Genomic DNA, 12,110 nt, shown 5'->3' on the forward strand with positions numbered 1-12,110 from the left:
CCCTCAACCCTCGACCGGCCCCAGCGCGGGTCCGGCCACGATCCGCTCTGCCCGAGAACCCTCAAGGAGAGACATGAGCATCCCGAGCGCCCGCGACGACGCAACGACCACCGGCAGGAGGAGGGGCGCCCTGGTCGGGACCGGTATCGCGGTGGCCTGTGCCGTCGCGTGCTCCCTGCCGCTGATCGCGGCCGGCGGGGTGGTCGCCGGAGTGGGGGCGTTCCTGGCAGGCGGGGAGGTCGTCGCCCTCGGCGTCGTCGCGCTCGTCGGCGCCCTCGTCGGGACCGCGCTGTGGCTGCGCCGCCGTCGCGCTGCACAGGTGGCGGCCGCCTCCAGCACCGGCTGCGGGTGCGGTGGCGGTTGCTGAGGTCCGCCGATGGAGCGCCCCGTGGCCGTGAGGTGACTCGCGAGACACTGCTCCCATGACCGTGCTGCGCTCCCTGCTCCTGTTCGCCGTCGCGGCCGTCGCCGAGATCGGTGGCGCGTGGCTCATCTGGCAGGGCGTGCGCGAGCACCGCGGCGTGCTCTGGATCGGGGCCGGCGTGGTTGCCCTCGGCGCCTACGGGTTCATCGCCACCCTGCAGCCGGACGCGAGCTTCGGCCGCATCCTGGCCGCGTACGGCGGGATCTTCGTGGCCGGCTCCCTGGCCTGGGGCATGGCCGTCGACAAGTTCCAGCCCGACCGCTGGGACATCATCGGGGCCGCCATCTGCCTGCTCGGCGTCGCCGTCATCATGTACGCACCCCGCACCTGACCTGGACCTTCACGACCGAGGCGGTGCCGGTCGCCGATCGACGCGCGGCCTGACCCCAGGACCGCCTCGCGCGGTCCTGGGGTGACGAGCCGACGGGGAGTCAGACCTGGCGCGCGGACCGGGCCTGGAAGTACGCGGAGGACGCCGGGCGCCACAGGAGCACCAGGATGGCGACGGCGAGCACGAGCGACAGCAGCTGCGACGCGATCGTGATCCCCGTGCCGCTCATGAGGCTGAAGACGGCGCTCAGCACGCCCAGCCCACCCAGGACCGTGGCGACGACCCGGGCCCAGGACTTGCCGGCACCGTTCGCGGCGGCCATCCAGAGCCACAGGCCCACGCCGATCACGCCGATCACGGTGGCGAACATCAGCGAGATCGTGACCGCGGACTCGACGCCGTCCGCGTCGAGCGAGGGGGTCATCGCCGCAACCTGCTCGCGCAGCTCGCTCCTCGTGGTCCACGCGACGATGATCCCGACGACGCTCAGCGCGGCGCCCACGTACATGAGCTGCACGGCCCGGGTGACGGACGACGGCCGCTCGACGGACGCAGCAGCGGCGACGGGCTCGGCGCGGTACTGCGGCGCGACGGGCATCGACGACCCGGCGTCGCTGGTGTCGGGCTGGTGCGGGGTCGGGTCGCTGTGTGACATACGGATCTCCTGATGACGGGCTGGGAAGAATGCACCAGGACGCTATCGGGTCCGTCCGTCGCCGGTTCGGCCGTGTCACGGGACACAACGCGGGCGGAAGGTCCTACATTGCACACATGGCGGACATCTTGCTGGGCATCCTCGCGATCGTCGCCGGGGGCGTGATGCTCTTCGCGGGGCAGTTCGTGCTCCGGCTCGTCCTGCCCATCTGGGGCTTCTTCACCGGGTTCGCCGTGGGCGCGGGGGTGTTCGCCGAGCTGGCGAACGAGAGCTTCCTCGGCACCGCGCTCGGCTGGGTCTCCGGCCTGGTCGTCGGGCTGATCTTCGCGGTGCTCGCCTACCTCTACTACGCGGTGGCCGTGATCCTCGCCATGGCTGCGTTCGGCTACGCGATCGGCGCCGGCGTGGTGGTGGCCCTCGGGATCGACTGGACCTGGGTCGCGGTGCTCGTGGGCGTGGCCGTCGGTGCGGTGTTCGGGATCGTGGCGGTCGCCGGGAACATGCCGATGGTCGTGCTCGCGGTGGCGAGCTCCCTCGCCGGGGCGGTCAGCGTCGTCGCCGGCCTGATGCTGCTCCTGGGCACCCTCGACTCCGCCGACCTCACGGAGGGCAGCTTCAGCAGCGCGCTCGACGCGGGCTGGGGCTGGTGGGTGCTGCTCGTGGTGCTCGCCATCATCGGCTTCGTCGCACAGACCCGGCAGCGGGCCGAGGCGCGCCGCACCATCAACGAGGCCTGGTACGCGCAGAGCCGCACCGCCTGATTCCCGTCCGGGGGTGTCGGCCCGGGCGTGGCCTGTGCCAGCCTGGGAGCACTCGACACGGACGGGGGCTGTCGATGCGCACCATGGACCCGGCGGTCCGGGAGGCCGGTCCCGTGCATGCCCCGCCACCGCGCCAGGCTCCGCGGCGTACCGCCGGGTCGAACCGCGCCATCGGACGACTCGTCCAGGTGACGCGTCCCGACGACCCGCTGGAGCGCGAGGCCGAGCGGACCGCGACCCGGGTCGCCGCCGTCCGGACGAGACCCGCGGCCACGGACGACCGGGAGGTCGCAGCCGGCGCGGACGTGGACGTGTCGGCCGCGGTGGTGTCGCTGCTGCAGGCCCCGGGGTCGGGGGAGCCCGTCCGGGCCGACGTCGCGGCGGCCGTGGCTCCGCACCTGGCCGTCGATCCGTCCGAGACGCGGGTCCATCGGGACGCGCGGGCCGCATCGGCTGCGCGCGAGCTCGGTGCCCGCGCCTTCACCGTCGGGTCCGACGTCTTCCTCGGTGCGGGCGAGTCGCCCGGGGACCTGCACCTGATGGCGCACGAGATCACGCACGTCGCCCAGCAGACGGCCCCGCCCGCCGCGCTCGCGGCGTCGCCGGAGCTGCACGGCGGTGCCGGCAACCGTGCCGTCGAACGACTGCTGGGCGGCACCGCGGCGAGGCTGGTGCTGCGCTCCGGGGGGCTCACCGCCGCCGACGAGGCGACGCTGCGCCAGCTCGAGACCCGCCTGGCCGGCGTCGCGGCCGCCTCCGGTGCGCGCGGCACGTCGATCCTGACGGCGTCCGACGACTGCATCCGAGATCTCCAGGCCGCCAAGGACCACCTGCTGCTGGTGGCCGCGAACTACCGGACGGCCCACGACGCGTTCACGGGGGTCCTGCATGACGCCGACGCGGAGTACGAGTTCGACCAGAGCGTGAGCGACGCGGTCCAGGGCATCCTCGTCGCCGCCCTGCTGACGGTGCTGCTGCCCGAGGCTCTCGTGACCGCCGGCGCGATGGCGGTCGCCCGAGGCCTCGTGGCCTCCACGTCGGCCGGGCTGACCCGCGCGGGCATCGTCCTGGCGTCGGCGCGCGCGGCGACGCCCGCCCTCCTCGGCCAGGCCGTCAACGCGGCGGGCGGCGAGGTCGCGGAGATGGCGACGGGTGCGGCGATCGGTGCGGTCGGGACGGCCGAGGGGCGGCCGTCCGAGTCCGCGGGTCTGGCCGGACCGAGCACGACCGACAAGTTCGCCACCGTGCTCGGCGCGCTCGGGACGATGATCGACGCCGTGCCCGCGTGGGGCGCGGCCGGCAGCTCCCAGCACGAGGTCGGCCAAGCGGCCAGCCAGCTGTCGGCGACCGCGGCGCAGCTGCGCGCCGGTGACACGCTGCCGGTCACGGTCGCCGACGTGGAGCGCCGGACCGAGGTGCTCCAGCTCGTCGACACCCTGGGCGTGGCCGCCATGCCGTCCATCGAGGCGACGAGGAACCGGGTGGCCTCGCTGAAGAACCAGGCGCTCGCGGTGCGGCTCGACGACCCGGCCGTGATCGAGGACCAGCTCTGGACGCGCTGGATGGCGTCGCTCATCGGGTCCTCCGCCGACGAGATGCTCGACAACGACGTGATCTCCGACTACCTCGAGAAGAAGGGGATGGTCGACTTCGGGGACTACACCTTCGACTCGGAGCAGTCGGAGGCGGTCACCGCCGCCCAGCGACGCTGGCTGAGGTCCGTGGGCATAGACCCGGGAGCGAGCTCGTCGATCACGTTGAGCAAGTTCAAGGCGCACACCCGGCTGGAGCAGCTGCGCGGGAGCATCGTCGGCCGGAGCGGGACCCTGCGCGACACGCGTCACGTCCTCATCGACGGGGAGGTCTACGACTACCCGCAGAACGCCGGGGCGCTCCCCGAGGGCACGGCGATGGTCGCGCTGCACGTCATCATCAAGCCGCACCTGCAGGGCGACGTGAACATCGACCGGTGGACCAACGACTGCTTCGACGTCTACTGCAACCCGGCGACCCCGTAGACGGCCCGGACCCGAGGATCCGGGCCGTCGGGGTCAGTCGCCCTTCACGTTGACGATCTGGTGCAGGACGTGGCGGACCTCGACCAGGTCGGCGGCGTCGGCCATGACCTGATCGATGTCCTTGTAGGCCGCCGGGATCTCGTCGATGAACGCGTCCGTGTCGCGGTACTCGATGCCGGCCATGGCCTCGCGCAGCTGCTCGTGCGTGAACAGCCGACGGGCCGCCGAGCGCGAGTGGTTGCGTCCCGCGCCGTGCGGCGACGAGTTCAGCGACAGCGGGTCGCCCTTGCCGGTCACGACGTACGACGCGGTGCCCATCGACCCCGGGATCAGCCCGGCGTCACCGACGTCGGCCTTGATCGCGCCCTTGCGGGACACCCAGACCTGCTTGCCGAAGTGCGTCTCCTGCTCCGTGAAGTTGTGGTGGCAGTTGACGCGCTCGGCCTCGGCGACGGGCTCGCCCATGTGCTCGGAGATGGCGTCGACGACGCGGTCCATCATCTCCTCGCGGTTGAGCAGGGCGTAGTCCTGGGCCCACCGCAGCTCGCGGATGTAGGTCCAGAACTCGTCGGAGTCCTCCACCAGGTAGGCGAGGTCGCGGTCGGGCAGCTCGACGTGCGCCCGCCGGCAGATGTCCGCCGCGACCCTGATGTGGCGCTGCGCGATCCGGTTGCCCACACCGCGGCTCCCGGAGTGCAGGAACAGCCACACCGCGCCCGTCTCGTCGACCGTGACCTCGATGAAGTGGTTCCCGGACCCGAGCGAGCCCAGCTGCAGCTGCCAGCGCGCGGCGTCGGCACCCGGGTCGAACCCCGCGGCCGTCGCCTCCGCCTCCAGCGTCTCGACGCGAGCGGCCGCCGTCGTCGTGAGGCGCCGGTTCACGCCGCCCGCCGACAGCGGCACCGCCTTCTCGATGGCCCGTCGCAGCGTCCCGAGCGAGCCCCGACCGCGCACCTGCTCGGCCGTCCACTGCGTCCGCACGGCGATCATGCCGCAGCCGATGTCGACACCGACGGCGGCGGGGATGATCGCGCCGAGCGTCGGGATGACGCTGCCGACGGTCGCGCCCTTGCCCAGGTGGGCGTCGGGCATGAGGGCCAGGTGCGGGTAGATGAAGGGCAGGGTGGACGTCGCGACTGCCTGGGCGCGCGTGTTCTCCTCGAGGATCGAGGCCCAGCTGATCAGCCGCGGGCTGAGGTGCTCGCGTGTCATGAGGCGGGAGCCTGGCACGGCCGGGCGTGCGACGTCGCCGTCATTCCCGGGACACCGAACCTCCCGGGATGCCACGATCTGCCCGTGACCGACACGGCGGTGGTGCCCACGGACCTCGCCACGCCGGCCGACGGCCCACCGCTCGCCTCCTGGACCCGCCGCGTGATCGCGGCTCTCCTCGACGGGGCGATCCTGAGCGGGGCGACGTGGATCGTCCTGGGGACACGCTCGTCGGAGCCGTCGCTGACGCCGACGTTCGACCTCGGCCCGACCCCCGACGACCCCGTCGCGTGGTCCACGAGCCCTTGGCTGGTCGGGCTCCTGCTCGCGATGCTCGCGGTGCAGGGCTGGACCGGCGCGACCCCCGGGAAGCGCGTGGCGGGCGTCGCGGTCGTGCGGGCCTCCGACGGCCTGCCGATCGGGTTCCTGGCCTCGGCGGCGCGGGTGGTCGCGCACCTGCTCGATGCGATCCTCTTCATCGGCTATCTCCGCCCCCTCTGGAGCCCACGCAAGCAGACGTTCGCAGACTCCCTCGTCGGGACGCTGGCCGTCCAGACCCGCGAGCCCCCGGCGCACCCGTGGTTCGCCCGGTTCCGGCGCGAGCCGTCCGCCGTGGGCTCGACCGTGGTGAGCGTCGCCGCCCTCGGGCTCTGCGTGCTCGGTGTCGCCTTCTCGTCGACGCAGACCTCGGCCGGGTCCGAGCAGGAGACCGACGTCCCGTGCGTCGCGGGGGTCGAGTCGGTGACCGCGTCGGTCGACTCCACCCGGCACGTCCAGACCTTCCTCGATCGGCGGCTGTGGGTGACCCGGTCCAGCGTGGAGCCCGCGCAGACGGCGCTGAGCATCACGTGGACCTGGGTCGACGCCGACCTGGGGGCGACCCGTCGCACCCACGAGATCGACCTCCTGGACGCCGACGGCGAGGTGGTCTCCGTCATCGAGCAGGAGCTGCCCTTCGACAGCCCCGCCGTGCTCGACCCGATGCGGATCACGCCGTTCGACCTGTCGGCCGGCGGCCGGGACTGGACGGTCGAGTCCCGGCTCGTCGCCGACGGCGTCCTCGTCGCGTCGTGCACCGTGAGCCAGGGGGACTGGGACAGCGTCCACCTGGGCTGACCTGACCTCATCGGTCCTGCGGACGGCGTCCGGGTCGGAACGCTGCACCGGTAAGGACCAGGAGCCCGGCCGCGGTGAGGTAGGCGAAACCGTCCCCGAGCGAGGCGTACCAGGTGTCGTACCCCTGCGTCGGCACCGCCACCACCAGGGTCTGGTCGTCGGCCACGAAGTAGTCGCTCTTGTGCCCGAGCAGCCGGCCCTGCCCGTCCGTGGCCAGCGACACGCCCTGCCGGGTGGGCCGCACGAGTGCCACCCCGTTCTCGACGGCACGGAACGGCGCCTGCTGGCCGTGCCAGGCCGCGATGCTCTCCCAGTCGCTGGACGGCACGAGAAGGATGTCCACGTCCGCCTGACCCGCCTGGCGCACGAGCGCCGGGAAGAAGTCGTCCTGGCAGATGATCGTGGCCAGCCGTCCGTAGGGCGTGTTGACGCTGGGGATCACGCCCGGACCCGCCGTGTGCCCGTCCCCGGGGACAGGCTTGGACTTCAGGTAGTCCCAGACGACGTCGCCCCGGGGGTCCAGCAGCACCGCGTGGTTCTCGTTGACCGCGCCGTCGCCGTCGGCACCGGGGTCGGCAGGCAGCTGCACCATCATCGAGACCTGCACGTACACGCCGTGCTCGCGGGCGAGCCGGCCGGCGCGGGCCACCACGTCCTCCTGCTCCTCCTGGAGCGTCCGTGCCGGCGCCTCGGACCACGCGATGATCTTCGCGCCCGCGACGGCCTCGCGTTCCGACCTCTCGAAGAGGTCGTCGAGCACGGGGGCGAAGTACTCCTCGCTCACCGCGGCACGTCGTGACCGGTCACCGGAGCGGATGTCAGGGGCCGAGTACGCGAGGTCGACCAGCTCCCGGTCCGGTGCCAGCGCTGCCACCCGCACGGTCTCGCTCCTCGGTGACGCGAAGGCGAGCTGCGCACCGCCGAACAGCAGGGCGGCGGCGGTGACGGCCACGAGCAGGAAGACCGGGGCCTTGACTCCGCGCCCCGACCAGCCCCGCTCCCAGAGCTGGTTGACGACCGGGGCGAGCCAGCTGACCAGGAACGTCAGACCCCAGATCCCGGTGATCGACACCACCTGCAGGAGCGGCAGCGACCCGTACTGCGAGTACGCCGCGCTCCCCGCGGTGCCGAACGGGTTGCCCAGCGTGCCGAGCAGCTCCGCGGTCGTCACCGCCGCCGGGAACACCAGCGTGCGGGGGATCCCGCCCAGCCGCGGCGCCACGAGCCGATCGACGGCGAACGGCACGGCGCCGCCGACCGCGAGGGTGAGGACGAACAGGTAGTAGCCGGCTCCGTCGACGACGGGGAAGAACCCGCTGCGCAGCCCCAGCAGCAAGGCGCACGAGATCGCGACGACCAGCACGGGCAGCCCCACGACGGGTCGTTGGCTGCGGCTGAACCGCAGCAGGAACACCGGGGCCAGCCACGCCGTCAACGGGACGAGGGTCTGGAAGCTGGCGAAGGGCAGCATCGCGGTGCCGACGAGCAGCCACACCCACGACCACCGTCGGACGGCGCGGGACACGGGTGCGCGTCGGTCGGTGCGAGGTGCGGAGGGTGGCGCGACTGCGTCGGCGGTCTGGGTGGCCATGACGTCTCCTCGGTTTCCGGTGGAGGAGGTCGGGACTCCTCGCGTGGTTCGCACCCTCGCGGTGCCCCGGGCCGGTCCGCACCACCCTGCGCGCAGCACACCCCGGGTGGGGTGGAGGCGTCTCGAACCGTCGCCGGTGCCGTGCGGGACGATGGTCGCGTCGCAGCGCCGCAGCCCGGCCTGCTGGTCCGGCATCGTGCGTCCGACGGAGGCCTCCATGAGTGATCAGCTGCACGGGTCCGCGCGGAGCCCTCTGCTGGCGGGCAAGCTCGTCCGGCCGGCTGCGCCCGCCGCTCTCCTGCAGCGGGTGCGGTTGCTGGAGCTGCTCGACGCGTCTGCCGACGTCCCGGTCACGGTGGTCGCGGCCGGGGCGGGATGGGGCAAGTCCACGTTGCTGAGCTCGTGGGCCTCGACCACGTCGACGGTGGCGAGCACCGCGTGGGTCAGCTTCGATCACGCCGACGACGAGCCGTCGCGCTTCTGGACGTACGTCGCGACTGCCCTGCGGCCGGTCGTCCCCGCGGCGTCCGAGAGGGCGTTGGCGGCGCTGGCCGTGCCGCAGGTGGATCCGTTGGACGCCGCCGTGCCGGAGCTGCTCAACGCCCTGGCGAGCCTCACCGACCGCCACGCGCTGGTCCTCGACGACCTCCACGAGCTGGGCGCTCGCCAGATCCACGAGGGCCTCGAGCTGTTCCTGGACTACCTCCCCGCCGGTCTGCGTGTTCTCATCGCCAGCCGCGGCGAGCCCCCGTTGCCCGTGGCGCGCCTGCGGGCGCGCGGGCGTCTGGCGGAGCTGGGTCCCGACGACCTGCGGTTCACCCGGGATGAGGCCTCCACGCTGATCGCGGGCGTCACGCGGTCGGCACCGCCCACGGCGCTGAATGAGATCCTGGCCGCGACGCAGGGCTGGGCCGTGGGGCTCGTGCTCGAGGCCCTGTCGTTGCGCGACCGCCGAGGTCGCGACGGGGTGGCGATGCGATCCGGCGTGCACCACGCAGTGGACTACCTCCTGAGCGAGGTGCTCGCCGGCCAGAGCGAGGAACGACGAGCGTTCCTCCTGCAGAGCGCCGCTCTGGCGAAGATGAGTGGGGCCCTGTGCGACTGGGTGCTGGAGCGTGACGGCTCCGCCGAGCTCCTGACGGACCTCGACAGGGCCGGGCTGTTCACGACCGTCATCGACGAGGACCGCGAGTGGTACCAGTACCACCCGCTCTTCCGGGCGGCGCTGCTGCAGCAGCTCTGCGACCGCGGGCGCGCCGTGCAGCTGCAACGCCGGGCCGGCGACTGGTACGTGGCACAGGGTTTCGTCGAGGAGGCCGTCCGAGCGCTCCTCGAGTCCGGCGACCGGGCCGGCGCCGCCCGTCTGCTGTCCTCGAGCGGCGCGGAGTTCCTCCGGGTCGGCGCCGTCGGCACGTACCTCCAGCTCGGTGAGCAGCTGGGTGAGGACATGGCCGCCCGATCGCCCGCGCTGGCGTTGTCCCTGGCGTGGGCGGCGGGTTCCACGGGTCAGCTCCACCGCGTGCCCCGGTTCCTCGAGCTCGCCGCCGTCGGACCCGAGGGTGAGTCGTCCCCCGGCTTCGTCTCCCTGCGCGGTGCTGCGGCCGCGTTGCGGTCGGTGTACGGGGCGGGCGACCCCGACGCTGCGTTGGCCGACGCCCGTGCGGCGGTCGCGCTGGAGACCGACCGCACCCTGCCGGGCTGGGTCGTCGCCCGGGTGGCGCTCGGCGGTGCACTGCTCGCAGTGGGCGACACGGTCGCGGCGCTGGACCCGCTGGACGATGCCTGGCGTTCGCCGGTCACCGCGCTGCTCCCCGCGGTGTCGCGGCTGGAGGTCGCGGGTCTGCTGGCCTGGGCGTTGGCACAGCCCGCCGGGGACTGGCCCGGAAGCGACCTGGATCCTGGGCAGCAGGCCCGGCTCCGGAACCTCCTGACCTCGACCGGCGCGGAGGCGCAGGCGACGGAGCGCGCGCTCGGGGATGCCGCCGCACCGGGTGTCGGGCTCCTCCACGCGGCCGTCGGGCAGCTGCACCTGGAGAGCGGCCGACCCGGGCCCGCCCTCCTGGAGCTCCGGCGCGCGGGTGACCTGGTCGCCGTGCACGCCCACCCGGCTCTCGCGTCGCTCGTGCTCGCCACGCTCGCCGTCGTCGAGGTGGAGCACGGAGACGAGCGGACGGCCCGCGGCGCCATCGAGCGGGCGCGGGCCGCTCTGGCCGACGGGCCTGCGGTGCCGGTCGCGTCGGCCCGCCTCGAGGTCGCCGAGGCCCGTGCCGGACGGAGCGCCGCCGACGGTGCCCGGCGCGTGCTCGGGGAGCAGCTGACCGACCGGGAGCTGTCGGTGCTCCGGGCTCTGCGCGGACCGCTCAGCCAGCGGGAGATCGGGCGCGAGCTGCACCTGTCCATCAACACCGTGAAGGGGTACACCAAGAGCCTCTACCGCAAGCTCGACGTCGTCTCCCGGTCGGAGGCGGTCGCGGTCGGGCGGGAGCTGGGTCTCTGCTGACCCGTGGCGGACCACCCCGGGGTGGGCGTCCCCGGGGTGGTCCGGCGTCACCCCGACGGCGTGGACGCTGCACGCGTCCGCACACCAACCAGGTCCCCGTTCCGTGGGACCGCGCCGTCCGGGGGAGCTCCCATGGATCGACACCTGCCCGAACCGTCACCGTCGCCGTCGCCGTCCGCAGCCTTCGGCGGCGCCGCCCGTCACGTCGACCTCGACGGTCGCGTGCAGTACCGCGACCTCGGCGGTCCGTCCGGCGCACCGGTGCTGCTCTGCCTGCACGGCCTCGGCGGGTCGGCGCTGAACTGGGCGGTGCTCGCCCCCGGCCTCGTCGCGACCCATCGGGTGCTGGCCCTGGATCTGCTCGGGCACGGCGGGAGCGGACCCGGTCCCGTCGGCGGGGCTGACCAGGCCGTGGCGGCACAGCTGCGCGTCATCGAGCGGTTCGCCGACGAGGTCGTGGGTGCACCGGTGACGCTCGTCGGACACTCGATCGGAGGGATCATGGCGGTCCTGCACGCCGAGGCGACACCCCGGCAGGTCGACCGACTGGTGCTTCTCAGCCCCCCGGTGCCTCGTCGGACCCGCTGGTCGGTGGACCTCCGCCTGGCGGGGAAGCTGGCCCTCCTGCGTGCGCCCGGTACCGCGGCGGTGGTTCGCCACCTGGCCGCCCGGCGGACCCCGGCCGAGCTCGTCCAGGAGCAGCTGACCCGGGCCACCCCGCACGTGCGGCGGATCCCGGCCCGCGCCGTCGACGCCTCGATCGTGGAAGCAGCACGCCGGGCGGCCCTCCCCGATGCCGGCCGAGCCGCCGCCGCCCAGTGGGACCAGACCCTCGCCGTGGTCTCGTTGCTGATGCACGCCGGCCGGTGGCGCTCGACGATCGCGGCCGTGCCGGCGCCCGCCCTGTGGCTGCACGGGACGGACGATCCCCTCGCGGCGGTCGAACCCGCCCGCGCCCTGGCCGCATCTCGACCCGACTGGGACTTCGCCGCACTCCCCGGCGTGGGGCACCTCCCGCACTTGGAGGACCCCGGCGCGGTCGCCGAACGGATGCTGCAGTGGCTGACGCCGCGCCGGCCGCACCCGAGCCCAGGGACTGACCAGCGTCACCGCACCCCGCTACGGTGACGCGCATGGACCGTCGCCCTCCCGTGCACGTCACCGCCATCCTGGGCGGGGCCGAGATCACGAGCTGACGACGATGCCCTCGTACCGGGTCACCGCCGCGATCGGCCTGCTCCAGCCCGGCGTCGCCGCGCCCGACGTGCTGCCGCAGGCCGTCGCCGTCGCCGAGGCCCTCACCACCGTCGAGGCGCACGACGTCGCCGTGGTGCGCGGTCAGGCGCGCGTGACCGTGCGGTTCCAGGCCGACGACGACCAGACCGCCCGCCGCGTCGGGTGGGCGGTGCTGGCCCGGCTCGACGAGCTGGCGGACATCAGCGGACGCAGCGTGACCCGCCGGTTCGGGTCCCGGTGGTACCCGGTGCGCGCGCAGACCTGAC

11 protein-coding genes are annotated in these 12,110 nt (G+C 73.6%); 8 read left to right on the top strand and 3 right to left on the bottom strand.

Going from position 1 to position 12,110, the window contains the following annotated elements:
- Positions 1 to 73: 73 nt before the first annotated feature.
- Positions 74 to 367, top strand: coding sequence for a mercuric ion transporter MerT (gene merT / locus CXY01_RS14970; protein WP_146928415.1), 294 nt, complete (start codon positions 74 to 76; stop codon positions 365 to 367).
- Between the two features lie 55 nt (positions 368 to 422).
- Positions 423 to 755: a YnfA family protein gene (locus tag CXY01_RS14975; RefSeq protein ID WP_146928418.1), complete on the top strand. Its 333-nt coding sequence runs from the start codon at positions 423 to 425 to the stop codon at positions 753 to 755.
- 100 nt (positions 756 to 855) lie between these two features.
- Here CXY01_RS14975 and CXY01_RS14980 read toward each other — a convergent pair whose 3' ends face one another.
- On the bottom strand, positions 856 to 1,410 hold the full coding sequence (locus CXY01_RS14980; RefSeq protein WP_146928421.1) for a hypothetical protein: 555 nt from the start codon (positions 1,408 to 1,410) through the stop codon (positions 856 to 858).
- Positions 1,411 to 1,526: 116 nt separating this feature from the next.
- Between CXY01_RS14980 and CXY01_RS14985 the strand changes: the two genes are divergently transcribed.
- A complete protein-coding gene (locus CXY01_RS14985) occupies positions 1,527 to 2,171 on the top strand; it encodes a DUF4203 domain-containing protein (protein ID WP_146928424.1) in 645 nt (214 codons plus the stop codon).
- 188 nt (positions 2,172 to 2,359) lie between these two features.
- Positions 2,360 to 4,189 carry an eCIS core domain-containing protein gene (locus CXY01_RS21215; RefSeq protein ID WP_186813419.1) on the top strand — a complete coding sequence of 610 codons (1,830 nt, stop codon included), beginning with the start codon at positions 2,360 to 2,362 and terminating at the stop codon, positions 4,187 to 4,189.
- 33 nt (positions 4,190 to 4,222) lie between these two features.
- Here the strand turns inward: CXY01_RS21215 and CXY01_RS14995 are convergent, their stop codons facing one another.
- Positions 4,223 to 5,401: an RtcB family protein gene (locus CXY01_RS14995; protein ID WP_146928430.1), complete on the bottom strand. Its 1,179-nt coding sequence runs from the start codon at positions 5,399 to 5,401 to the stop codon at positions 4,223 to 4,225.
- Between the two features lie 84 nt (positions 5,402 to 5,485).
- Here CXY01_RS14995 and CXY01_RS15000 point away from each other — a divergent pair, with 84 nt between their 5' ends.
- A complete protein-coding gene (locus tag CXY01_RS15000; RefSeq protein ID WP_186813420.1) occupies positions 5,486 to 6,517 on the top strand; it encodes an RDD family protein in 1,032 nt (343 codons plus the stop codon).
- A 7-nt stretch (positions 6,518 to 6,524) separates the two neighbouring features.
- Here the strand turns inward: CXY01_RS15000 and CXY01_RS15005 are convergent, their stop codons facing one another.
- The gene (locus CXY01_RS15005; RefSeq protein ID WP_146928437.1) at positions 6,525 to 8,108 is read right to left on the bottom strand and encodes a nitrilase-related carbon-nitrogen hydrolase; all 1,584 of its coding nucleotides are present in this window, start codon (positions 8,106 to 8,108) and stop codon (positions 6,525 to 6,527) included.
- Between the two features lie 217 nt (positions 8,109 to 8,325).
- Here CXY01_RS15005 and CXY01_RS15010 point away from each other — a divergent pair, with 217 nt between their 5' ends.
- From CXY01_RS15010 to CXY01_RS15020, 3 genes are all read left to right on the top strand, one after another.
- The gene (locus CXY01_RS15010; RefSeq protein WP_146928440.1) at positions 8,326 to 10,608 is read left to right on the top strand and encodes a helix-turn-helix transcriptional regulator; all 2,283 of its coding nucleotides are present in this window, start codon (positions 8,326 to 8,328) and stop codon (positions 10,606 to 10,608) included.
- Positions 10,609 to 10,740: 132 nt separating this feature from the next.
- Positions 10,741 to 11,736 (top strand): alpha/beta fold hydrolase, encoded by a 996-nt coding sequence (locus tag CXY01_RS15015; protein ID WP_146928443.1) that lies wholly within the window; start codon positions 10,741 to 10,743, stop codon positions 11,734 to 11,736.
- Positions 11,737 to 11,809: 73 nt separating this feature from the next.
- Positions 11,810 to 12,109: a hypothetical protein gene (locus CXY01_RS15020; RefSeq protein WP_146928446.1), complete on the top strand. Its 300-nt coding sequence runs from the start codon at positions 11,810 to 11,812 to the stop codon at positions 12,107 to 12,109.
- The last annotated feature ends 1 nt before the right edge of the window (position 12,110 follow it).

Origin of the sequence: Cellulomonas xylanilytica (genome assembly GCF_007989805.1) — a bacterium.
In the GTDB taxonomy this organism is placed as follows: Bacteria; Actinomycetota; Actinomycetes; order Actinomycetales; family Cellulomonadaceae; genus Cellulomonas; species Cellulomonas xylanilytica.

Excerpts from the sequence above, each read along its gene's own strand:
- merT (WP_146928415.1), top strand. The coding sequence starts at position 74 with ATGAGCATCCCGAGCGCCCGCGACGACGCAACGACCACCGGCAGGAGG.
- CXY01_RS14975 (WP_146928418.1), top strand. The coding sequence starts at position 423 with ATGACCGTGCTGCGCTCCCTGCTCCTGTTCGCCGTCGCGGCCGTCGCC.
- CXY01_RS15005 (WP_146928437.1), bottom strand. The coding sequence starts at position 8,108 with ATGGCCACCCAGACCGCCGACGCAGTCGCGCCACCCTCCGCACCTCGC.
- CXY01_RS15015 (WP_146928443.1), top strand. The coding sequence starts at position 10,741 with ATGGATCGACACCTGCCCGAACCGTCACCGTCGCCGTCGCCGTCCGCA.
- CXY01_RS15010 (WP_146928440.1), top strand. The coding sequence starts at position 8,326 with ATGAGTGATCAGCTGCACGGGTCCGCGCGGAGCCCTCTGCTGGCGGGC.
- CXY01_RS14985 (WP_146928424.1), top strand. The coding sequence starts at position 1,527 with ATGGCGGACATCTTGCTGGGCATCCTCGCGATCGTCGCCGGGGGCGTG.
- CXY01_RS14980 (WP_146928421.1), bottom strand. The coding sequence starts at position 1,410 with ATGTCACACAGCGACCCGACCCCGCACCAGCCCGACACCAGCGACGCC.
- CXY01_RS15020 (WP_146928446.1), top strand. The coding sequence starts at position 11,810 with ATGCCCTCGTACCGGGTCACCGCCGCGATCGGCCTGCTCCAGCCCGGC.
- CXY01_RS14995 (WP_146928430.1), bottom strand. The coding sequence starts at position 5,401 with ATGACACGCGAGCACCTCAGCCCGCGGCTGATCAGCTGGGCCTCGATC.